The 21,840-nt window shown below is 73.8% G+C and carries 25 protein-coding genes; 17 read left to right on the forward strand and 8 right to left on the reverse strand.

Features of this window, described 5'->3' with window-relative positions; translation table 11 throughout:
- Window positions 1–14 precede the first annotated feature (14 nt).
- From F8279_RS07230 to F8279_RS07235, 3 genes are all read left to right on the forward strand, one after another.
- Entirely contained in the window at window positions 15–350 is a 336-nt protein-coding gene (locus tag F8279_RS07230) for a nucleotide pyrophosphohydrolase (RefSeq protein ID WP_151499452.1), read from the forward strand.
- 128 nt (window positions 351–478) lie between these two features.
- Window positions 479–874: a hypothetical protein gene (locus F8279_RS30530; RefSeq protein WP_225853174.1), complete on the forward strand. Its 396-nt coding sequence runs from the start codon at window positions 479–481 to the stop codon at window positions 872–874.
- A 21-nt stretch (window positions 875–895) separates the two neighbouring features.
- Complete coding sequence (locus F8279_RS07235; protein WP_225853175.1) at window positions 896–2,377, forward strand: DUF2075 domain-containing protein; 1,482 nt, start codon at window positions 896–898, stop codon at window positions 2,375–2,377.
- 36 nt (window positions 2,378–2,413) lie between these two features.
- On the opposite strand, the gene F8279_RS07240 is transcribed toward F8279_RS07235, so the two are convergent.
- A complete protein-coding gene (locus tag F8279_RS07240) occupies window positions 2,414–2,881 on the reverse strand; it encodes a hypothetical protein (RefSeq protein WP_225853176.1) in 468 nt (155 codons plus the stop codon).
- A gap of 80 nt (window positions 2,882–2,961) precedes the next feature.
- On the opposite strand from F8279_RS07240, the gene F8279_RS07245 reads away from it, so the two are divergent.
- Together F8279_RS07245 and F8279_RS07250 are read left to right on the forward strand one after the other, a co-directional pair.
- Window positions 2,962–3,693, forward strand: a complete 732-nt coding sequence (locus F8279_RS07245; protein WP_151499453.1) for a class I SAM-dependent methyltransferase — start codon at window positions 2,962–2,964, stop codon at window positions 3,691–3,693.
- Window positions 3,694–3,731: 38 nt separating this feature from the next.
- A complete protein-coding gene (locus tag F8279_RS07250; protein WP_151499454.1) occupies window positions 3,732–4,622 on the forward strand; it encodes an arginase family protein in 891 nt (296 codons plus the stop codon).
- Here F8279_RS07250 and F8279_RS07255 read toward each other — a convergent pair.
- Window positions 4,619–5,032: an NUDIX domain-containing protein gene (locus F8279_RS07255; RefSeq protein ID WP_151499455.1), complete on the reverse strand. Its 414-nt coding sequence runs from the start codon at window positions 5,030–5,032 to the stop codon at window positions 4,619–4,621. The genes F8279_RS07250 and F8279_RS07255 overlap by 4 nt on opposite strands.
- A gap of 147 nt (window positions 5,033–5,179) precedes the next feature.
- Here F8279_RS07255 and F8279_RS07260 point away from each other — a divergent pair, with 147 nt between their 5' ends.
- Window positions 5,180–6,124 (forward strand): sugar phosphate isomerase/epimerase, encoded by a 945-nt coding sequence (locus tag F8279_RS07260; RefSeq protein ID WP_151499456.1) that lies wholly within the window; start codon window positions 5,180–5,182, stop codon window positions 6,122–6,124.
- Window positions 6,125–6,197: 73 nt separating this feature from the next.
- A complete protein-coding gene (locus F8279_RS07265; protein WP_151499457.1) occupies window positions 6,198–6,818 on the forward strand; it encodes a bifunctional 2-polyprenyl-6-hydroxyphenol methylase/3-demethylubiquinol 3-O-methyltransferase UbiG in 621 nt (206 codons plus the stop codon).
- A gap of 34 nt (window positions 6,819–6,852) precedes the next feature.
- Here F8279_RS07265 and F8279_RS07270 read toward each other — a convergent pair whose 3' ends face one another.
- Together F8279_RS07270 and F8279_RS07275 are read right to left on the reverse strand one after the other, a co-directional pair.
- Entirely contained in the window at window positions 6,853–7,362 is a 510-nt protein-coding gene (locus tag F8279_RS07270; RefSeq protein WP_151499458.1) for a pyridoxamine 5'-phosphate oxidase family protein, read from the reverse strand.
- 39 nt (window positions 7,363–7,401) lie between these two features.
- Window positions 7,402–8,421 (reverse strand): LacI family DNA-binding transcriptional regulator, encoded by a 1,020-nt coding sequence (locus F8279_RS07275; protein WP_151499459.1) that lies wholly within the window; start codon window positions 8,419–8,421, stop codon window positions 7,402–7,404.
- A gap of 102 nt (window positions 8,422–8,523) precedes the next feature.
- On the opposite strand from F8279_RS07275, the gene F8279_RS07280 reads away from it, so the two are divergent.
- The 9 genes from F8279_RS07280 (at window position 8,524) to F8279_RS07320 (ending at window position 17,198) form a co-directional block, all read left to right on the forward strand.
- Window positions 8,524–9,675, forward strand: coding sequence for a Gfo/Idh/MocA family protein (locus F8279_RS07280; RefSeq protein WP_151499460.1), 1,152 nt, complete (start codon window positions 8,524–8,526; stop codon window positions 9,673–9,675).
- Window positions 9,672–10,835, forward strand: a complete 1,164-nt coding sequence (locus F8279_RS07285; RefSeq protein WP_151499461.1) for a dihydrodipicolinate synthase family protein — start codon at window positions 9,672–9,674, stop codon at window positions 10,833–10,835. Before F8279_RS07280 ends, F8279_RS07285 begins: the two co-directional genes overlap by 4 nt.
- A complete protein-coding gene (locus F8279_RS07290) occupies window positions 10,832–11,671 on the forward strand; it encodes a sugar phosphate isomerase/epimerase (RefSeq protein WP_151499462.1) in 840 nt (279 codons plus the stop codon). The genes F8279_RS07285 and F8279_RS07290 overlap by 4 nt, the downstream gene beginning before the upstream one ends.
- Window positions 11,672–11,745: 74 nt before the next feature.
- Window positions 11,746–12,912: an SGNH/GDSL hydrolase family protein gene (locus F8279_RS07295; RefSeq protein ID WP_151499463.1), complete on the forward strand. Its 1,167-nt coding sequence runs from the start codon at window positions 11,746–11,748 to the stop codon at window positions 12,910–12,912.
- A gap of 64 nt (window positions 12,913–12,976) precedes the next feature.
- Entirely contained in the window at window positions 12,977–13,561 is a 585-nt protein-coding gene (locus tag F8279_RS07300; protein ID WP_208577260.1) for an RNA polymerase sigma factor, read from the forward strand.
- Window positions 13,558–14,370: a zf-HC2 domain-containing protein gene (locus tag F8279_RS07305; protein WP_091427048.1), complete on the forward strand. Its 813-nt coding sequence runs from the start codon at window positions 13,558–13,560 to the stop codon at window positions 14,368–14,370. The genes F8279_RS07300 and F8279_RS07305 overlap by 4 nt, the downstream gene beginning before the upstream one ends.
- Window positions 14,371–14,443: 73 nt before the next feature.
- Window positions 14,444–15,238: an ABC transporter ATP-binding protein gene (locus F8279_RS07310; protein ID WP_091427049.1), complete on the forward strand. Its 795-nt coding sequence runs from the start codon at window positions 14,444–14,446 to the stop codon at window positions 15,236–15,238.
- Entirely contained in the window at window positions 15,238–16,587 is a 1,350-nt protein-coding gene (locus F8279_RS07315) for a hypothetical protein (RefSeq protein ID WP_151499476.1), read from the forward strand. The genes F8279_RS07310 and F8279_RS07315 overlap by 1 nt, the downstream gene beginning before the upstream one ends.
- Entirely contained in the window at window positions 16,584–17,198 is a 615-nt protein-coding gene (locus F8279_RS07320) for a hypothetical protein (protein WP_151499464.1), read from the forward strand. Before F8279_RS07315 ends, F8279_RS07320 begins: the two co-directional genes overlap by 4 nt.
- A gap of 51 nt (window positions 17,199–17,249) precedes the next feature.
- On the opposite strand, the gene F8279_RS07325 is transcribed toward F8279_RS07320, so the two are convergent.
- From F8279_RS07325 to F8279_RS07335, 3 genes are all read right to left on the reverse strand, one after another.
- On the reverse strand, window positions 17,250–19,202 hold the full coding sequence (locus F8279_RS07325; RefSeq protein ID WP_225853177.1) for a beta-propeller domain-containing protein: 1,953 nt from the start codon (window positions 19,200–19,202) through the stop codon (window positions 17,250–17,252).
- 66 nt (window positions 19,203–19,268) lie between these two features.
- Entirely contained in the window at window positions 19,269–19,565 is a 297-nt protein-coding gene (locus F8279_RS07330) for a MoaD/ThiS family protein (protein WP_013286186.1), read from the reverse strand.
- Complete coding sequence (locus F8279_RS07335) at window positions 19,562–20,677, reverse strand: exo-alpha-sialidase (protein ID WP_151499465.1); 1,116 nt, start codon at window positions 20,675–20,677, stop codon at window positions 19,562–19,564. Before F8279_RS07335 ends, F8279_RS07330 begins: the two co-directional genes overlap by 4 nt.
- Window positions 20,678–20,842: 165 nt before the next feature.
- On the opposite strand from F8279_RS07335, the gene F8279_RS07340 reads away from it, so the two are divergent.
- Window positions 20,843–21,253, forward strand: coding sequence for an MmcQ/YjbR family DNA-binding protein (locus F8279_RS07340; protein WP_030272444.1), 411 nt, complete (start codon window positions 20,843–20,845; stop codon window positions 21,251–21,253).
- Between the two features lies 1 nt (window position 21,254).
- On the opposite strand, the gene F8279_RS07345 is transcribed toward F8279_RS07340, so the two are convergent.
- Window positions 21,255–21,791, reverse strand: a complete 537-nt coding sequence (locus F8279_RS07345) for a GNAT family N-acetyltransferase (protein WP_151499466.1) — start codon at window positions 21,789–21,791, stop codon at window positions 21,255–21,257.
- Window positions 21,792–21,840: the final 49 nt, after the last annotated feature.

Consider the following 21,840-nt stretch of genomic DNA (forward strand, 5'->3'; position numbering starts at 1 on the left):
GTCACACTGCCCCCGTGGACGACTTGACGGCCCGCGTACGGGCGTTCGCGGAGGAACGTGACTGGCAGCAGTTCCACACGCCGAAGAACCTCACCATGGCACTCGCCGGTGAGGTCGGGGAACTGGTCGCCGAGTTCCAGTGGCTGACCCCGGAGCAGGCCGGCGCGGTGATGTCCGATCCCGAGGCGGGCGCCCGTGTACAGGCGGAGATCGGCGACGTCATGATCTACCTGACGAGATTGGCGGACGTTCTCGGCGTCGATCTGACGGAGGCCGCCCTCGCCAAGCTGGCCGAGGTTGCCATCCGCTATCCCGCCGAAGACGTCAAGGGCGCCGCGGCCAAGCGGTAGCAGGGCGTGCCATGCGGATGATCTCTCCGCTACAGTCCACCCGTACAAGCGCGTAACGACGGGCTTCCGGTCGTCGCCGGACACGCCCCCCATGCGCACGATCATTTCGTGCTGCCCGGGGGCAAGTCGTGTCAGCCTTTCGCACCTCCGCCGACGGCCTGCTGCGCTACGCGGCCGGTGGCGCCCTCGCCGACCGGATCGCGGAGCACATCGGGCACAACGTGAGCATCTCCGAACGGCGGTCCTGGGAGCGGAGCCTGCCGGTGCTCGCCCAGGATCTCGCCGACGCGGGCCTCGGGCAGGTCGAGATGCTGGTGGAGTACCAGCTTCCGTTGACCAGCAAGCGGATCGACGTCGTCCTCGCAGGAACGCATCCGAGGACGGCCGAGGACTCCTATGTGGTGGTGGAGTTGAAGCAGTGGTCCCGGGTCGAGTCGTACGAGGGATCCGAGAGCCTCGTCCTGGTCGAGCACACCTTCACCCCTCGGCTGCATCCCGGGGTGCAGGTCGAGGACTACTGCTAGTACCTGGCGGACTTCCTCGGCGTGCTCGCCCATTCGCGTAACCCGATCGCCGGGGTCGCCTACCTGCACAACGCCGTCGACCGCGACGTCGACGACCTCTTCGGACGGCGGCCGACGGAACAGAGCCGGATCTTCACCAAGCAGCGCCGCGGCCAGTTCCTCGACTATCTCCGCAGCCACCTGGCCCCCGCCTCCGGCGCGTCCGCCGCGGACCGCTTCCTCACGAGTTCGGTACGCCCCAGCAAGCACCTGCTGTCCTATGCTGCCGCCGAGCTGAAGGACCGGTCCCACTTCACGCTGCTCGACGAGCAGCGTCTGGCGTACGAGTTGGTGTTGCACGCCGTGGAGCGTGCGCGCAGTGCCGACCGCAAGTCGGTCGTGGTGGTCGCCGGCGGGCCGGGCAGCGGCAAGAGCGTCATCGCGTTGTCGGTGCTCGGCGAACTGGCCCGGCAGCAGCGCTCGGTCATGCACGCGACCGGTTCCCGGTCGTTCACCCAGACGCTGCGGCGTTACGCGGGCAAGGGCTCGACCCGGTTGAAGAACCTCTTCGGCTACTTCAACAGCTTCATGTCCGCCGAGCGCAACGGCCTCGACGTGCTGATCTGCGACGAGGCGCACCGGATCCGGGAGACCTCGGTCAACCGGTTCACCCCGAAGGCGAAGCGGGAGCGCCCACGCCCGCAGATCGACGAGTTGATCGCCGCTGCCCGGGTGCCGGTCTTCCTGCTCGACGAGCACCAGGTGGTCAAGCCGGGTGAGCTCGGAAACGTCGACGTCATCTCGGCGCACGCCAGGCAGCTCAACCTGGACGTCGAGGTGGTGTCGCTCCACGACCAGTTCCGGTGCGGTGGCAGTGAGGCGTACGAGGAGTGGGTCGTCGACCTGCTCGGCCTCGACGGCGGCAAGCCGTCGGTGTGGGCGGGAGACGGACGCTTCGACCTGCGGCTGGCGGATTCGCCGGAGGAGATGGAGGCGTTCCTGGCCGCGAAGCAGGCGGCCGGGGAGACGGCGCGGATGTCGGCCGGGTACTGCTGGCCGTGGAGCGACCCGCTACCGGACGATTCCCTGGTACCCGATGTGCGGATCGGCGGCTGGTCGCGACCGTGGAACGTCAAGAGCGACCGCAGCGTCGGTGACGCGCCCGGCAGCGCGTTCTGGGCCACCGACCCGCACGGCTTCGGACAGGTGGGCTGTGTCTACACGGCACAGGGCTTCGAGTACGAATGGTCCGGCGTCATCCTCGGACCTGATCTGGTGGCGCGGGACGGTCGGCTCGTCACCCAGCGCGCGGAGTCGAAGGACCCCGCATTCCGCAGCCGGAAGACGCTCAGTGACGCGGAGGCGGACCGTCTGATCCGCAACACCTACAAGGTGCTGATGACGCGAGGCATGCGCGGCACGGTCCTGTACTCGACTGATAACGAGACCCGGGCATGGCTCGGCTCGCTGATCCGCGTGGAGCGCGGCCTCGAGACGATCTACGAGCAGAGCGGCGGTTCATAGCTCCCCAGGAATTGCCGGGTTCGGGGCACGGCCGAGTCACCAGTCGCGGGCCCAGTCCGGCGGCGGTACGACGGCGAGCTGCGGCTCCCCACTGACCGGTTCGAGCGCGTGCACGATCCGCAGGTCACCGTCGGCGGCGGCGTCGGAGTCGGTCAGCACCCGGCCGCTGCTGCCGTCGGCGCTCACCAGCACCCACCGGTCAGGATGGATGCCGCCGTCGTCGACGAGCGCCCGTACGCCGAACGCGCGGGCGAGGGTGACCGCGAGGTCGTGTTCACGCAGACCGGTGGCGTCGGCCAGTTCGGCGTCGCCGGTCAGGATCCAGCCGAATCCCTCGTCCCCGTCGGGCGGGGTGAGCATCGCCACCGGCCGTGGGTCGTCCACAGCCCGGTCCTCGATCCGCCCGACGTACACCGTCTCCGGCGCGATGCCGTACTCCATCAGCAGGAACCGGCGGAGGGTGTCCGCCGGCAGATCGGCGTCGAAGTGGATCCGATACCGCACTCTCTACCCCTCTCCGAGGTCCGCAGGTAACGCGTCACAGTGCTTGCCCCGGCAGCCCGCCGGGGAGTTGGCTGTCGCGTATGGGCCGCATCGCGTACCACGACGCCGACGCCGAGGCGTTCGCCGCGACCCGGCACCTCACCGACGACGGTCTCACGGCCTGGCGGGCCGCCGTCTCCCGGCACCTCGCCCCGCGCCCCGGGATGCGACTGCTCGACCTGGGTGCCGGCACGGGCAGCTGGGCGCGCGCGTTCACCGACTGGTTCCCCGGCGTCGAGGTGGTCGCCGTCGAGCCGTCGGCGGCGATGCGCGCCCGCTGCGCGTTCGCGCCGCTCGTGGCCGGCGACGCCGGGCACATCCCCCTGGCCGACGGGAGCGTCGACGGCGCCTGGCTGTCCACAGTCATCCACCATGTACCCGACCTTGCCGCCGCGGCGCGCGAGCTGCGCCGGGTGCTGCGTCCCGGCGCACCGGTGCTCATCCGGTCCGCGTTCGCCGGACGGCACGAGGCGATCACGCTGTTCGATTACTTCCCCGAGGCCGTTCGCGTGCTGGACACGTACCCGGGCATCGCCGACGTCGAGGCCGCCTTCGCCGCCGCCGGCTTCGCCACCGCGGCGGTCGAGCAGGTCCCGCAGGTCACCGCATCCTCGCTGCGGGAGGCGGCGGCCGGCCTGCGCCGGGAGGCGCACACGCCGCTTCAGCTCATCACCGACGCGGAGTACGCCGCCGGCGTCCAGCGGCTGCGCGAGGCAGCGCATGTGCACAGCGGCCCGGTGATCGACGCACTGGACCTGCTGGTGCTGCGCTGATCCCGGTGTCGGGCCCCACCCGAGGTTAGGGTGGGGCGATGGATCATCGTCAGTGGACGGTCATCGGGGCGCCGTCGAGCGCCGGTGCCCACACCCCGGGCATCGAGCGCGCACCCGCCGCCCTGCGCGCCGCCGGTCTGCTCGATCTGCTGGGCGCCGACGTCGAGGACGCCGGTGACGTGCCGGGCTTCCGGTGGCGGCCGGATCCGGCGTACCCGAGGGGTCAGAACGCGGGCGCGGTGGCCGCCGTCGCCTCGGCGGTGGCCGACCGGGTCGCGGCGGCGCTGGGCCGGGGGCGTGCGCCGCTCGTGCTCGGCGGCGACTGCACGGTGACTGTCGGCCTGGTCGCCGGTTGCGCGCGGGCCGGACTGTCGCCCGCGCTGGTGTACGTGGACGGCGGCCCGGACCTCTACACGCCGGAGACCCGCGCGAACGGCAACCTGGACGCGATGGGATTGGCGCACATGCTCGGGCTGCCGGGGACGCTGCCCGAGGTGGCGGGTGTCGGGCCGGTGGTGCCGCTGCTGTCACCGGAGCGCGTGGTGGTGTACGGGGATTCGCTGCCCCGGGGTGACCACGAGCGGGAGCTGGTGGCGGAGCTGGGGCTGGCGTACGTGCCGGCCGACGAGGTGCACGCCGACGCGCGGGCGGCGGCGCGCCGGGCCCGGTCGGTGGCCGACGGCGCGGCCGAACGGTTCGTGGTGCACTTCGACGTGGACGTGCTGAGTTTCGTGGACGCGCCGCTGGCGGACGTGCCGGAGCCGTTCGGGCTCAGCCTCGGCGAGGCGGCGGCGACGCTGGCGGAGCTGGTGGCGAGCCCGAGGTTCGCCGGGCTGTCCGTCACCGAGATCAACCCGGATCATCTGCCCGACGACGAGCTGCTCCCCCGGTTCGCCGGCGTGCTGGCCGGGGCGTTGGCCGGGCGCTAGGCGGTTTCCGCGAGGTGCAGCGGCAGCACCTTGGCCGCGCTCACCGCCAGGTCGCGGTCGAGCACCTGGTCGCGGGGCACGAAGACCATGGCCTGCCCTTCGCCGAGCACCACGTCCTCCTGCCGGGCGTCGGTGGTGCCACGAAAGACGTACACGGTGACGGCGTGGGCGAAGCCCTCCTCGTGCGGGCGGGGGCCGCTCCACAGCAGGTGCAGCTCACCGGCGGTCAGCCCGGTCTCCTCGCGTAGCTCGCGGCGGGCGGCCTGCTCCGGTGTCTCGCCGGGCTCGATGCTGCCGCCGGGCAGGCTCCACTGGTACGGCGACACCGGCGCGTTGCCGTCGCGGTGCTGCATGAGGATCGCGCCGGTCGGGTCGACGAGCAGGACGAGAGCGACGTCGTATGCGGCCACGCCCCCGAGCCTGCCACGCGGCACCGGTAACGCGCAGTCTCGACTTTCCGCCGCGCCGATCAAAAGTTCGACTCAGAACACCGAAAGCCATAGACACATCGACATGTCTTTTGTAGCGTCGGTCGCAGCCGACGAAGGAGTGCGATCATGTGCTACGGATTCGACGGACAGGCCGCGCTGCGGCAGTCGCTGGACCGGCGCGACCTGCTGCGCGGCTCCCTGGCCGCGCTGGCCGGAATCGGGCTCGCCACCGGGCTCGGCGCGACTGCGGCCCAGGCCGGCGGCGGTCACCACCACGGCCGGCGCCCGGTGCCGAAGGAGCTGATCAGCCTCCAGCTCTGGACCGTCCGCGACGCGCTGAACGGCTCGCCCGGCTACGACGCGACGCTGGCGCACCTGGCCCGGATCGGCTACCCGCGGGTCGAGCTGGCGCTCGGCTACTTCGGCCGTACCGCGCGGGAGCTGCGCCGGTTCCTGGACCGCATCGGGATCAAGGCCAGTTCCAGCCACGACGGCATCGCCGCCGACGCCGCCGCGCTGGAGCAGAAGATCGCGAACGCCCGTACGCTGGGCCAGCGGTTCATGGTGGTGCCGTACCTGAACTCCGACCGCGAGGACGACTGGAAGCGCTGGGCGGAGCAGATGAACGTCGAGGCCGTCGCGGCGCGCAAGGCGGGCCTGCGGTACGGCTACCACAACCACGCGCACGAGTTCACCATCGACTTCGGCAACGGGCGCCGACCGTGGGACGTGCTGACCGAGGAACTCGACCCGCGCCTGGTGCACCTGGAGATCGACATCTACTGGGCGGTCACCGGCGGCATCAACTCCGGCGAGGGCGTCGACGACCCGGAGGGCTTCACGCTCGACGTGATCCGCTCGGCGCCGCAGCGGGTGTTGCAGTACCACGTCAAGGACCGCGACCCGGCCACCGGCGACATGGCCGACCTGGGCACCGGGATGATCGACTTCGCGCGGATCTTCCGGGGGCACCAGGTGATGGAGTACATCGTGGAGAACGACACCCCGGATGTGACGCCGCAGCAGACCGCCGCCGTCGGCTACCGCTACCTGCGCCGCCTGCGGTTCTGACCTCCGGCGGGGCACGGACCGCCGCCGGACGTGACACGCTCGGGGGTGGCCGCGCCGACCGAGGGGGTACGCGATGACCGACGAGCCGGACGACGTCCACTACGACCGCCTCTACCGCGACGCCGACCGGCCGCCGTGGGAGATCGGCGGCCCGCAGCCGGCGCTCGCCGAGGTCCTCGACACCGGGGTACGCGGCCCGCGCGTGCTCGACGTCGGCTGCGGCACCGGTGAGCTGGCGCTCGCGCTGGCCCGCCGCGGCCACGACGTGACGGGCGTCGACATCTCGCCGGTGGCGATCGCCCAGGCCCGGGCCAAGGCGTCAGCGGCGGGCCTGCCGGTGACCTTCGAGGTGTGCGACGCGACGGCGATCCCGGTGCCGCCGGTGCCGTACGACTCGGTGTTCGACTCCGGTCTGCTGCACTCACTGGACCGGCGGGGCGCTGCCGTACGCGACTACCTGGCTCTGCTGCCACGGCTGACCGCGCCCGGCGGTGCGGTGTTCGTCCTGGCGGTGTCGCCGGAGGCGGGCCAGGGCTGGGGCCTGGACGCGGACACGCTGGGCGCGGCCTTCCTCGACCCGCTCTGGACGCACGTCACTGTCGAGCCGATCGACGTGCTCGCCCTGGTCGGCGGCGCGGACCTGCGCCTGGCGGGCAACCTGCTCCGCGCCACCCGCTCCCCCGACGGCCCGTAGCGTTCCAGCCGCAGCACGAACAAGGCGAGCGGCGTCAGCGACGCCAGTGCTGGCGTGGGGCGTAGCCCTCGCGGCGCAGCCAGTGTTCGGTGTAGACGATCCGGTCGGCCTCGATCACGACAAGCGGGTCCTCGGGCGGCTCGGACAGCGACCGGCCCCGCTCGGCGTGTTCGTTCTCCCAGCGGAACGCGGCCCAGTGGTGGGCCCGGTCGGGGTGGCCCGGGCCGAGCACCCGGGCGGTGCCGAACACCTGGGCGCCGCGGCTGCTGGCGAGCCCGACCAGCGGCGCGAAGACGCCGACCGACACGCGCGGGTCGGCGGCGATGTTGCGCATCTTCGGCGAGCGCGGCGCGGCGGTGAACATCAGCGTGAAGTCGAGCGGGTAGTAGCGCACCGGCGTGGCCAGCGGCCCGTCCGGTCCGGCGGTGGCGAGCACGCACATGTTCTGCGACGACATCAGGTTGAGGATGCGTTCGGCGAGGCGGTCCCGGTCCAGCTTCCGCGTCGGCGTCGGCCCGGTCAGCCAGGGGTTCGTCAGCGGCACGTGACGTCCTCGGTCATGACGGCACCCTACCGGCCGGGCTCAGGCCACGGGCGCCGTGCTGGCCCGCATCACGACCTCGCCGGGCAGGCGCACGATCCGGCGGCGGCGGCCGGTGTTCTCGGTCAGGGCCAGCTTCATCGCCTCCTCGCCGAGCCGGTGCAGCGGCAGCGCCACAGTGGTCAGCGGCGGGGTGAGGTCGCGTACGACCGGGATGTCGTCGAAGCCGGCGACCGAGACGTCGCCGGGCACCGACAGCCCACGGTCGCGCAGCGCCGCGTACGCGCCGACGGCCATCACGTCGGTGCACGCGAACACGCAGGTGGCGTCGAGCCCGCGGTCGAGCAGCTCGGTCATCGCCCGGTAGCCGCCGTCGCGGGTGAAGGCCGCCTCGGCCACCGCGCCCGGGCCGAGCGCCACACCGGCGGCGGTCAGCTCGTCGCGGAAGCCGCCGAGCCGGTCGGCGACTGTGGTCAGCTCGGGCGGGCCGGAGAGCACCGCGAAGCGGCGGTGCCCCAGGCCGAGCAGCGCGCGGGCCAGCTCGGCGGCGCCGGCCCGGTTCTCCGGCAGGACGCTGTCGACCTTCAGGGTGCGGTGCCGGCTGACCACCGCGACCCGGCCGCCGCCGTCGAGGTAGGGCGCCAACTCGGCGGCCATGGCCCGTTCCCAACGGGGGTCCTCGAATCCGGAGCCGATGAGCAGGATCGCCGGTGCGCGTTCGGCGCGCAGCATCGAGACGTACGCGATCTCGCGTTCCGGGTCGCGGAACGTGCTGGCCAGCATGACCAGAAGGTCGTTGTCGGCGGCGACGCGCATGACGCCGCCGGCGACGGCGGCGAAGTAGGGGTCGGTGACGTCGTGGCAGACGACGCCGACGCTGCGGCGCGACGCGCCGGCCAGCGCGCGGGCGTGGGCGTTCGGGGTGTACGCGAGCCGCGCGGCGGCGGCCAGGACGCGGTCGTGCAGGTGCGGGGTGACGCGCCGCCCGTTGAGTGCCCGGGAGGCGGTGGCCAGGGATACGTCGGCCGCCCGGGCCACGTCTTCCAGCGTCACGTGCGACATCGATGCGTCTCCCTGCGGAACGTCTTGACCCGGTGTTCCGGCGTGGCTACGGTAGCACCCTGAAAGCGCTTACTGAAAGCGCATTCACGGCCGGGAGGCACAGTGGAACGCACGTCCGTCGGCATCATTCTCAACGGCGTCACCGGCCGGATGGGCTACCGGCAGCACCTCGTCCGGTCCCTGCTCGCCATCCGCGAACAGGGCGGCGTGCCGGCCCGCGACGGCAGCCGCATCTGGCCCGAGCTGACCCTGGTCGGCCGCGACGAGAACCGGCTCGCCGAGATCGCCGAGCGGCACGGGCTGCCGGCGTACACGACCGACCTGGACGCGGCGCTCGCCGACGACGCCCACCAGATCTACTTCGACGCGCAGGTGACCACCGCGCGGGAGAAGGCGATCCGGGCGGCGATCGAGGCCGGCAAGCACGTCTACACCGAGAAGCCGCTCGCCGAGGGGTTCCTCGCCTCGCTGGAGCTGGCCCGGCTCGCCGCCGCCAAGGGCGTCCGCAACGGCGTCGTGCAGGACAAGCTGTTCCTGCCCGGCCTGCGCAAACTCAAGCGGCTCGTGGACGGCGGCTTCTTCGGCCGGATCCTGTCCGTGCGCGGCGAGTTCGGCTACTGGGTGTTCGAGGGCGACTGGCAGGCCGCGCAGCGCCCGAGCTGGAACTACCGCGCCGAGGACGGCGGCGGCATCACGCTGGACATGTTCCCGCACTGGCACTACGTGCTGGAGCAGATCATCGCCCCGGTCACCGCCGTCACCGCCGTCACCGCCACGCACATCCCCGAGCGCGTCGACGAGACCGGCGCCGGCTACCGGGCCACCGCCGACGACGCCGCGTACGGCATCTTCGAGCTGGCCGGCGGCATCGTCGCGCAGGTCAACTCCTCCTGGGCGGTCCGGGTGCACCGGGACGAGCTGGTCGAGTTCCAGGTCGACGGCACGCACGGCAGCGCGGTGGCCGGGCTGCGCGACTGCCGCATCCAGCACCGGGGCGCCACCCCGATGCCGGTGTGGAACCCCGACCTGCCGGTCACCGAGCCGTTCCGCGCGCAGTGGCAGACAGTGCCGGACAACGGCGAGCACGACAACGCGTTCAAGGTGCAGTGGGAGGCGTTCCTGCGCCACGTCGTCGACGACGCGCCGTTCCCGTGGGACTTCCTGGCCGGAGCCCGGGGCGTGCAACTGGCCGAGGCCGGGCTGCGCTCGGCGCGGGAGGGACGGCGGGTGCAGATCGAGGAGATCCCCCGGTGAGCACGCGCATCACGCTGCCGACGCCGGACGGCGGCACCCAGCGGCTGACGCTGCGGGAACCCCCCGCCTGGGGGTGGCCGTCCGCGCCGCCGGCCGGCCGGATCGCGTACGCGGCGGCGCACGTCGTCGCCGACCCGTACGCCGACAACTCCCCCGGCCGCCCGGCGCACCTGGACTGGGACGCGACGCTCGCGGTGCGGCGCGACCTGTGGTCGTGGGGCCTCGGTGTGGCCGAGGCGATGGACACCGCGCAGCGCGGGATGGGCCTGGACTGGGCGGCCACCCGCGAGCTGATCCGGCGCAGCGCCGCCGAGGCCGCCGCCTGCGGCGGGCGCATCGTCGCCGGGGCCGGCACCGACCAGCTCACCGGCGTGCCCGGCACGCTCGACGAGGTCGTCGCCGCGTACGCCGAGCAGGTCGCAGTCGTTCAGGAGTACGGCGCCACGCCGGTGCTGATGGCCAGCCGGCACCTCGCCGCGCTCGCCACCGGCCCCGGTGACTACCTGCGCGTCTACGAACGGGTGCTGCGGGAGGCAGGCGCGCCGGTGGTGCTGCACTGGCTCGGCGACATGTTCGACCCGGCGCTGTCCGGCTACTGGGGCTCGACCGACCTGGACGAGGCCACCGCGACGTTCGCCGCGCTGGTGCACGCCCACGCCGGCCTGGTCGACGGGGTGAAGGTGTCGCTGCTCGACGCGGGCCGGGAGGTGCGGCTGCGGGAGCTGCTGCCGCCGGCCGTGAAGGTCTACACCGGCGACGACTACCACTACCCGGAGCTGATCGAGGGCGACGGGAAGCGGTTCAGCCATGCGCTGCTCGGCGCGTTCGCGGCGATCGCCCCGGCCGCGTCGGCAGCGCTGGGACGCCTCGACGCGGACGACCCGGCCGGGTTCCGCGCGATCCTGGACCCGACGGTGCCGCTGTCCCGGCACCTGTTCGCCCCGCCCACGCCGTACTACAAGACCGGCATCGCGTTCCTGTCCTGGCTGAACGGGCGGCAGCCCGGCTTCACCATGGTCGGCGGCCTGCACGGCGGGCGCGGCGTACCGCACCTGGTCGAGGCGTTCCGGCTGGCCGACGCGGCCGGGCTGCTGTGCGACCCGGAACTGGCGGCGCGGCGGATGCGCGCGTACCTCGACGTCGCGGGCGTGCCCGGATGACCGCCGACCCCCGGCTGGCCCGGCTGTCGCTCAACCAGCGCACCACGCGGCGCTGGTCGGTGGCGGAGGCGGTCGACGGGTGTGTGCGCGCCGGCATCCCGGCGATCGGGCTGTGGCGCGAACCGGTGGCCGGAATCGGCGTACCGGCCGCGGCGCGGCTCGTCGCGGACGCCGGGCTGCGGGTGTCGTCGCTGTGCCGGGGCGGGTTCCTCACCGCCGCCGACGAGGCCGGACGAACCGAGGCCCTCGCTGACAACCGGCGCGCCATTGACGAGGCCGCCGCGCTGCGCGCCGCCTGCCTGGTGCTGGTCGTCGGCGGCCTGCCGCCCGGTTCCCGCGACCTGGCGGGTGCCCGGCGGCGGGTCGCGGACGCGCTGGCCGAGCTGGCGCCGTACGCCGCCGAGCGCGGGGTACGCCTCGCGCTGGAGCCGCTGCACCCGATGTACTGCGCCGACCGGGCGGTGCTGTCCACGCTCGGGCAGGCGCTCGACCTGGCCGAGGCGTTTCCGGCCGAGCAGGTGGGCGTCGTGGTGGACACGTTCCACGTCTGGTGGGATCCGGACGTGTGGCGGCAGATCGCCCGCGCCGGAACGCGGATCGCGAGCTTCCAGGTGTGCGACTTCCTCACCCCGCTGCCGGCCGACGTGCTGCTCGGCCGCGGCATGATGGGCGACGGGCACATCGACTTCCCGCCGCTGCGCCGCGCCGTGGAGGCCGCCGGGTACTCAGGCGACGTCGAGGTGGAGATCTTCAACGCCGAGGTGTGGGCCACCGACCCGGACCAGGTGCTCGCCACCATGACCGCCCGGTACGTGGAGCGGGTGCTGACCGGCTGAACCGGCGTGACGAGTCCGGCCTGTCGGATGAATCAGGTGGCCGCTCCCCCGGCTCCGAGGGCAGGATCGGGATCATGGCATCCCGGCACATCACCACCCCGATCACCACCGACCTGCTTCGCGGCGCGCTCGACCTGGAACACACAGCGGACGGGGTGCTGCCGCACCGGCTGCCCGCGTGGGCCCGGGCGCAGAACGTCGACCCGCAGCTGATGACGGCGGAGGCGATGCCCTCGGGCGTACGGCTGGTGTTCCGTACCCGCGCCACCACAGTCGAGCTGGACGTGCTGCCCACGAAGATGGTCTACCGGGGCACCGGGCCGCGTCCCGACGGCCGCTACGACCTGGTCGTCGACGGCCGCCTCGCCGGCCAGGCCACCGCCGACGGCGGCAGGGTGCTCACCATCGACCTCGCCACCGGCACGTCCGGCGTCGAGGCGGGCCCGGTCGCCACGGTGCGCTTCACCGACCTGCCCGCCACCGACAAGGAGGTGGTGATCTGGCTGCCGCACCGGGAGATCACCGAACTGGTGGCGCTGCGCACGGACGCGCCGGTCGAGCCGGCCGACACGGACGGACGCCGGGTGTGGCTGCACCACGGCAGCTCGATCAGCCACGGCTCGGACGCGGAGAGCCCCACCGGCACCTGGCCCGCGATCGCCGCCACGCTCGCCGGCGTGGAGCTGGTCAACCTCGGGTTCAGCGGCAGCGCGCTGCTCGACCCGTTCACCGCCCGCGCGATGCGCGACACCCCGGCCGACCTGATCAGCGTCAAGATCGGCATCAACGTGGTGAACAGCGACCTGATGCGGTTGCGCGCGTTCGGCCCCGCCGTGCACGGCTTCCTGGACACCATCCGGGAGGGGCATCCGCAGACCCCGCTGCTGGTCGTGTCGTCGATCCTGTGCCCGATCCAGGAGGACACGCCCGGCCCGGGCGCGGTCGAGTTCGTCGACGGGCGGATGCGGTTCCGGGCCACCGGCGACCCGGCCCAGGTGACCGCCGGTCGGCTCACGCTGCGCGTCATCCGCGCCGAGCTGGCCCGGATCGTGGCGTCCCGGTCCGCGGCGGACCCGAACCTGCACTACCTCGACGGCCTGGAGCTGTACGGCGAGGCCGACTACGCCGAACTGCCGCTGCCCGACGAGCTGCACCCCGACCCGGCCGCCGACCGCCGCATCGGCGAGCGGTTCGCCGCGCTGGCGTTCGGGCCGAAGGGACCGTTCGCCGCACCGGAGTGACGGACACCCACCCACGGCACGGTGTGACCCAGGTCACGCCGCGCCGTGATCCGTCGGAGGCGCCGTGAACGACCATCTAGGCGTGGGAGGAAGCCAACAGGACGAGGAGCGGCTGCTGCGGCGGGTCGCACGCGCCGACCTGGACGCGTTCGACGAGCTGTACCGGCGTACGTCGCCGTGGCTCGCGATCCGGCTTCGGCGGCGCTGCGCCGACGACGGCATCGTCGCCGAGGTCCTCCAGGACACGTACCTGACGGTGTGGCGGGCCGCCGGCTCGTTCAGCGGGATCCGGCCCTCCGGTGGCGCGGACGCGCCCGGTGGCTCGGCCGCCGGCTGGATCTGGACCATCGCGGCCCGGCGCCTGGTCGACGCGCTGCGCCGCCGCGCCCGCGTGCAGGAGGTGCCGACCGACGTGCTGCCGGTACGCAGCGCGCCGGCCGCCGAGGACGAGGCGCTCGCCGGGTCGTTCGGCTCGGAGGTGGGCACCGCGCTGGACGCCCTCGCACCGGAGCTGCGGGCGGTGCTGGCCGCCATGGTCCTGGACGGCCTGACCGTCCGCGAGACCTCCGTCCTGTTGGGGGTGCCCGAAGGCACCGTGAAGAGCCGGGCGCGGCGTGCCCGCAACGCGCTACGGGAGGCACTGGCATGACCGCTCACGTTCCCCCGTCGGCCCTGGCCGCGTACGCCTCGGGCAGCCCCGACGACGCCGCCGCCTGGACGATCGAGGTGCACCTGGAGGGCTGCGCGGAGTGCCGCGACCGGCTCGGCGAGCTGGCCACCCCGCCGCTGCGCGCCCTGCTCGGCGACGCCCGGGAGGCGATCCTGGAACAGGCCCGCACCGGGCCACGACCGGTGCGCAGGCGCCCGCTGCGGCGGTGGTGGCTGCGCTGGACCGACTGGTCGCTGCTGGCCTGGGCGGCCATGACCTGCACGGCGATCCTCGCCGCGGTGCTGCTGGACCGCAACTACCCGGACCAGCCGTCGGCGGTGCTGCTGCTCGCGCCGGTGGCGCCGCTGGCCGGGCTCGCGGTGGCCTGGTCGCGACGCGCCAACCCGAACTGGGAGGTGGTCGCCGGCACCGCCCGCGCCGGGCTGGAACTGCTGCTGCGCCGTACCCTCGCGGTTCTGCTCCTGGTCGCGCCGGTGCTCGCGGTGGCCGGCCTGGCGGTCGGCCGCAACCCCGCGCTGTGGCTGCTGCCCTGCCTGACGTTCACCGCGGCGACGCTGCTGCTCGGCAGCCGCGTCGGCGTGCCGCTCGCGGCCGCCGTCCTCGGCGGCGGCTGGCTCGCGGCGGTCGCGGCCGTGTCGTTCACCGGCGGCGCCGAATCGGCACGCGCCGCCGCCGCGACCGAGGCCCTGCTCCGGCCCGCCACCATGCCCGCCTGGGCGACGGCCGCCGTCGTGCTCACAGTGCTGACCGCGCTGCGCGCCGAACACCTGCGGCGGCCCGCCGGCTGACGCCGGCCCCCGGAACCACGCCACGGCGCCCCGCCGGCGCCGCGGACCACCCTGCCCCGAGAAGGAGACGACATTGGTACGCGCAGTGAGCGCCGACGAGGTGGCGCCGACCCGGCACGCCTGGCGGATCGAGGCGGTGGGACTGTCGGTGAAGGCCGGCCGCCACCTGGCCGTCGACAACCTCGGCCTGACGCTCGGCAGCGGCGTGCACGGGCTGCTCGGCCCGAACGGCGCCGGCAAGAGCACGCTGATGCGCGCCCTCGCCACTGTGGTCAAGCCGCACGCCGGTGTGCTGCGGCTGCTCGGCGCGGACGCCGCCACCACCCGTGAGCTGCGCCCGGTGCGCCGCCGCCTCGGCTACCTGCCGCAGCAGTTCGGCTACTACCCCCGGTTCACCGTCCGGGAGTACGTCGAGTACGTGGCCTGGCTGCGGGAGATGCCCGCCTCCGCGGTGCCGGCCGCCGCCCAGCGGGCCATCGACCGGGTACGCCTCACCGACCGGGCCGACGCCAAGCTCAAGTCGCTGTCCGGCGGCATGCTGCGCCGGGCCGGCATCGCCCAGGCGATCGTGAACGAACCGGAGCTGCTGCTGCTCGACGAGCCGACCGTCGGCCTGGACCCGGAACAGCGCGTCGAGTTCCGCGAGCTGATCCGCGAACTCGGCGCGGACGCCTGCGTGCTGGTCTCCACCCACCTGGTGGAGGACGTGGTGGCGGCCTGCTCCGACGTGATCCTGATGGACAACGGCGCCCGTGTGTTCCAGGGCCTGCCCGCCGACCTGGTCCGCCACGGCGAGACCGGCGGCGTCGGCGACAGCGCCGCCGAGCGCGGCTACTCGTACCTCCTCAAGCAGCACCGGGGCGCGTGATGATCCGACAGGTACGCGTCGAACTGCGCCGCTCCAACGCCCCGGCCGTGGCGGTGCTGCTCCTCGCCATCGGGATCCTCGGCGTCGCCAGTATGTACAGCTTCTGGCAGGGACAGTGGCTGCGGCTGGGCTACGTGCACTCCTCCGCCGTGTTCTTCCTGATGCCCCTCGCGCTGGCCGGCGGCGCAGTGCTCGGCCGTCGGGACCGGCGCACCCGCGCCGACGAGCTGATGAACAGCACCGGCCGGCCCCGCTGGCAGCGCGCGCTGCCGGCGATGACCGCGCTCGGCGTCGCCGTCGGGGCCGCGCACCTGCTCGTGCTCGCCGGCGGCGCGGCACTGATCGCCACCGGCGGCGCCTACCTCGGCGTACGCGGGCTCGCCGGGCCCCTGGTCGACGTGCTGGTGCTCGTCGGCGCGGCCTGGTGCGGCACGGCCGTCGGCCGCCTGTGGTCCTCACCGCTGCTGCCCCCGCTGCTGGCCGCCGCCGCGCTGGTCGCGCAGGAGGGCACGTCCATGCTCGTCGGTGGGGACAGCAAGGTGTCGAACGTGTCTCTCATGATCAACTGGCCGCCGGACACGCCGTGGGAGACGCTGTCGGACCGGCTGCTGCTGAGCCGGCTGGCGCTGGGGGCCGGCCTGGTCCTCGCCGGCCTGCTACTGGCGGCGGGCGGGTCGTGGCTGACCCGGGCCGGCGCGCTCGCAGGGCTGGCCGGCGGCGTTGTGGGTCTCGTGCTGATCGGCGTGCCCGGCCCGGCCGGGATCTGGCAGCTCGACGCGGGAGCGCGCCGCTACGTCTGCGCCGACGGCGCGCCGCAGGTGTGCGTCACGGCAGTCAACGCGCACCTGCTGCCCGAGGTCACCACCGAGGCCCGCCGAGGGCTGAACGCGCTGGCGAAGCTGCCCGGCGCGCCGACCCGCGCGGTGGAACTGCGGCTGGACACCATCGGCAGCAACGACAGCGAGCAGTGGCACCGGCCCAGGCCCGCGCCCGGCACCGTCCAGTTCCTCCTCGAGGTCGACCCGGACACCGGCCGGGCCGCGGACGTGGCCGAGCGCATCGCCCTGGGCGGCGGCACCATGTGGTCCGGCTGCGGGCGCAGCGGCGACGACATCGCCCCGGCGATCGTCGCGGCCTGGCTGCTGGACACCGAGACGGTGCGGCTGTGGGACTCCTGGACCGGATACCGGTACGCCGACCAGCAGCAGGAGGAGATCCGGGCCGGGGTGCGGCAACTGCGTGCGCTGCCCGAGCCGGAGCAGCTGCGGCGGGTCACCGCGCTGCGGGACGCGGCCACGCGCTGCGAGCCGGACCTGATGCCGGCGCTCACCGGGCGGGCCGCGCCGTGAGCCGCTGGCTGCCGCTGTACGTGCGGTCCCGCCGGCTGCCCGCCGCCCTGGCCGGATCCGCGGTCGCCGTGGCCGTGATGGCCGTCGCCTGGTCCGCCTTCACCGACCACCCCGAGGTGCCCGCCGGCCTCGCCGTGCTCACCACCGCGCTGGCGGTGGCGCCGCTCGGGCCGACGCTCGCCGGCACCGACGCGGCGCTGGAGCGGACCGCCGCGTGGTCCTGGCCGCCGCGCCGGGCCGGGCACCTGCTCGCGTACGGCGCGGCGGTGGTCGGGATGCTGGCCGCCGCCCGGGTTCTCGGCGCCGACTTCGGGCCGCCGGCCGTGCTGGCCCGCAACACGGCCGGGCTGATCGGGCTGGTCGGGCTCGGCGCCGCGCTGGCCGGCGCGCGGGCCGCCTGGCAGGTGCCGACCGCCTGGGCCGCCCTGGGGGCGTTCCTGGCCGCGCCGGGCGGGCCGGCCTGGCGGCAGGTGGCGCTGTGGATGGCGCAGGAGCCGGGCAACCGGATCGCCGCGGTCACCGCCGCGATGTTCCTCCTCGGCGGCGTCGTCGCGTACGCGCTGCGGGTCGGCCCGCAGGTCGCGGCGGCCGAGGCGGCGCTGGAACAGTGACGTGCCGGACCTCGTCGCGCGCCCGTGGCGCGGCGAGGTCCGGCCGTCGCGTCAGGTCAGCGGCACCCAGGCCAGGGTGGTCATGCCGGACAGGGCGGTCGCCTTGAGACCGGCGTCGGAGACCGTCCAGAGCACGCCGTCGATCATCAGCGAGCGGCGGATCGGGGCCCACTCGCCGCCGTCGGTGAGCGCGCCCGGATGGTCGACGGCGCCGGCGACCGTGAAGCCCTTGTCGCCGATGCGCAGCGCCAGCACACCGCCGGACGGGGTGCCCTTGACGCTGTCGGCCCGGTCGGTCACCACGCCCGGCCGCTGCACCGGGATCACCACCAGGCGCTCCGGCGCCCAGTACAGGAACGCGTGCGGGTCGTTCTCCGCCTCGGACCAGCCGCCCGCGACGTGGTGCTGGGCGATCCGTGCCGGCCGGGCCGGGTCGGCCACGTCGAACAGCGACACCTGCGTGCCCGTCACCCGTCCCTGCTCGGTCGCGTCCTGGCCGACCCCGATCAGGCGGCCGTCGCCGGCCGGGTGCAGGTACGACGAATACCCGTTGATCTTCAGCTCGCCGGTGACCCGGGGCGCGGCCGGGTCACGCAGGTCCACTCCGTACAGCGGGTCGGTCTGCCGGAACGTGACCACGTATCCGGTGCCGCCGACGAACCGCACCGCGAAGATCCGCTCGCCCTTGCCCAGGCCGGTGACCGCGCCGACCCGCGTCAGCGTGGCGCCGTCGGTGCGCAGCACGTAGACGCCGGACTGCGAGGTGGTCCGCCGGCCCCAGGTGTCGCCCGTCGTGGTCGCCACGCGCAGGTGACCGTCCCACTCGGACAGCGCGTACTGGTCGATCAGCCAGCCCGGCACGGACCCGGCGGCGACGAAGCGGGGCGTGCCCGCTGCGGTGTCGAACTGGTAGATCTCGGTGTTGGTGTCGCGTGCCGCGGACGGCCCGCCACGCCACGTCCGCCAGCGCTGGTCGTTGGCGACGTAGAGGCGTGCGCCGTTGCTGTAGACGGTGTCGCCGTCGGCGGCCACGGTGACCGGGTCACCGGCGCCGAGCGCGGACGCGCCCAGGTCGAAGCTGAGCACGGTCACCATCGACGCGCCGGAGAAGCCGGCCGGCCGGCTGACCCGGTCGCAGCCGATCCGTCCGGTGCCGACGGTCCGCACGTCGTCGCGGATCTCGTAGCGGGGCAGCCAGTCGTCGAGCGTGGCCTTGTCGATGACCGCGCGGTTGGCGGCGATCCGCTGGGCGTCCGTCTTGCGATCGGGCCGGTAGGGGAAGTCGAGCCGGGGCGCGGACCGGATCACCACGCGGGCGGTCGCGCCGGACTGCCGGGCGTCGACCAGGAGGCCGTCGATCCGGTACTCCCCGACCACGCGCGGCGGTCCGGCGAGGTCCAGCAGGACCAGCCGGGCCTGCGGGGTGGTGCCCGGGCGGGTCTGCCTGCCCGGTACGGGGCCCTTGACGGTCCGGCCGGCGCGCAGCAGCACGAGCGCCCGATCGCCGTGCAGCAGCAGGCTCGCCTCGCCGCCGGAGAACCGCTCGACGTCGGGATCGAGCGCCAGCCGGCCGGTCACGCGGCGGCTCGCCGGGTCGACCACTGACAGCACGCCCCGGGTGACCGTGACGATCCGCTTCCCGTCGGTCTTGACCAGGTCCGGTTCGTCCACGCCGGCCTCGTGCACGTTGGTGCCGGAGTAGCCCGCCGCGGACGCCCCGCTCGCGTCCTTGGCGACGCCGCCGAGCGCCGTCGCCCGTTCCGCGCTGAACTGCCGGAGGTCGTCCGCGCCGAATCCCCACGGGCCGACCGCCGCCTTCGCGGCCGTGCGGAGCTGCCGCAGCGCCTCGTCACAGCCGTCGAACGCCACCAGCCGCAGCCCGCCGGCCGGTACGACCCGCCCGGTGGGTGGCGGGTCGGCGGCCGGCGGTGACGCGGTGCAGCCGGCGAGAGCCAGCGCGACGGTCAGCGTGCATCCGAGCGTCCGGTATCCGTGACGGGTCATGCCGGTCAGACGTGGCGCTGGCGAGCGCGGTTCCCGGTCGTGCCGCTCAACCGCCGGTCGTGCCGCTCAACCGCCCGCCATGGCGCCGAGCACGATGAACGGCTCCTTGCCGGCGACCACCTCCTCCGGCAACGGGTCGTCCGGGGACTCGTTGGAGAGGTCCAGCTCGCAGGCGTAGAAGCGGACGAACGGCCGGCGTTTCCCGCTGTGCCGGTCGCGGATCGTGCCGAGCAGCATCGGGTACGCGGTCTCCAGCGCGTCGAGCACCTCCCGCTGGGTGGGCGGCCCGGCCACCTCGACGCGTACCTCGCCGGTGACGTGCGCCAGGTTCTTCAGGTGTGCCGGCAGCACCACCCGGATCACGGCAGCACCTGGACCTCGACCGAGAGCACGCCCGGCAGGTCCCGCACGATCGGCGCCCAGGTGTCGCCGCCGTCGGCCGAGTGGTAGACCTGACCGCCGGTGGTGCCGAAGTAGATGCCACACGGGTCGAGCGTGTCGACGGCCATCGCGTCGCGCAGCACGTTGACGTAGCAGTGCGACTGCGGCAGCCCTTCGGTCAGCGGCTCCCAGTGCTCGCCGCCGGTACGGCTGCGGTAGACGCGCAGCTTGCCCTCCGGCGGGTAGTGCAGCGAGTCGCTGGTGATCGGCACCACGTAGACCGTCTCCGGCTCGTGCGCGTGCACCGCGATCGGGAAGCCGAAGTCGGTCGGCAGGTCGCCGCTGACCTCCCGCCAGTTGGCGCCCGCGTCGTCGGTGCGCATGACGTCCCAGTGCTTCTGCATGAACAGCGTGTCCGGCCGGGAGGGGTGCTGGGCGAGCCGGTGCACGCAGTGCCCGACTTCAGAGTCCTCGTCGGGGATCTCGCCGGAACGCAGACCCTTGTTGATCGGCAGCCAGCTCGCGCCGCCGTCGTCGCTGCGGAACGCGCCGGCCGCCGAGATCGCGACGTAGATCCGGTCCCGGTCGGCCGCGTCGAGGATGATCGTGTGCAGGCACATCCCGCCCGCGCCGGGCTGCCAGGACGGGCCGGTCGGGTGCTGCCGCAGCGCGGTCAGCTCGGACCACTTCTGACCGCCGTCGGTGGACAGGTAGAGGGCGGCGTCCTCGCCGCCCGCGTACACGGTGTCGGGGTCGTGGCGGGACGGCTCCAGGTGCCAGATCCGCTTGAACTCCCACGGGCGCGGGGTGCCGTCGTACCAGAGGTGCTGCCCCACCTCGCCGCTGTAGGCGAAGTCGTTGCCGACAGTGGCCCAGGTCCGGCCGCCGTCGTCCGAGCGCTGGATCAGCTGCCCGAACCAGCCGCCGGACTGGGACGCGTACAGCCGGTCCGGTTCGACAGGTGAACCTGTCAGGTGGTAGATCTCCCAGCCGCCGAAGTGCGGCCCGTCGACGGTCCAGTCGTCGCGTTTGCCGTCCGAGGTCAGGATGAACGCGCCCTTGCGCGTGCCGACAAGTACTCGTACGCCGCTCATGTCTCGTCCTCTCGTCCGAGGGGTTCTCCCCGCAATGACCGTGCGGCTCACCGAAACTCATCGCTGTCGTACTCCCCGGCTACGACATTTCCGTCCCGGACGCGCGGCGGCGGGCCGCCACGCCGGTGCGGCCGGATTGTCGGAGGCTGCGGCTAGCCTGCGCGCATGACCGGCCCCGGAGACGTCCCACCCGAGCACCTCGACCGCCTGCGGCCGGTCTGCCTCGGCCTGCCGGAGACCTACGAGGAAGCGGCCTGGGTGGGCGTGCGATGGCGCGTCCGTGGCCGGACATTCGCCCACGTGCTCACCGTCGACCCGGGTCACCAGGCGGCGTACGCGCGGGCCGCGGCAACCGACGAGCCGGTCTGCGTGATGACGTTCCGCTCCCCCGGCGACGAGATCGCCGGGCTGCTCGCGGCCGGGCCGCACTTCTTCAAGCCGGACTGGGCCGCCGACGTGGTCGGGCTGCGGCTGGACGCGGACACGGACTGGACCGAGGTCGCCGAGCTGCTCACCGAGAGCTACTGCGTGCTGGCCCCGAAGAAGCTGGTGGCGCTCGTCGACCGGCCGGGCTGAGTCAGCCGAGCTTCTTGCGCAGCGTCTCGAATGCCAGGTCCGCCCGCAGCGGCACGCCGAAGCGCTCGTCGCCGTACGGGAACGGGCTCAGTTCACCGGTGCGCACGTAGCCGCGCCGCTCGTACCAGGCGATCAGGTCGTCGCGCTGGACGATCACTGTCATCCGCATCTCGCCGGCGTGCCACTGCTCGGCCGCGTAGCGCTCGGCCTCGGCCAGCAGCTCCCGGCCCACGCCGCCGCCCTGCCGGCCGGGGGCCACCGCGAACATCCCGAAGTACACGTGGTCGTCGCGGCGCTCCAGCTGGCAGCAGGCCACCAGGTCGCCGCCCTGCTCGGCGACCAGCACCACGCCGCCCGGGCCGGTGACCGCCGCGGCCACCATCTCCGGGTCGGTGCGCTGCCCGGCCAGCAGGTCCGCCTCGTGGGTCCAGCCCTGCCGGCTGCGCTCGCCCCGGTACGCCGACTCGATCAGGTCCACGAGGGCTGCCACGTCCTCGGGGCGGGCGACCCGGACGGTACGGGGTGCGGGGCTGGTCATGGCGGTTCTCCACGGTCGCGGCGACGTACCTGGTCAGCGTACGCACGCG

The sequence above is a fragment of the Micromonospora sp. AMSO1212t genome (genome assembly GCF_008868145.1).
In the GTDB taxonomy this organism is placed as follows: Bacteria; Actinomycetota; Actinomycetes; order Mycobacteriales; family Micromonosporaceae; genus Micromonospora; species Micromonospora tulbaghiae.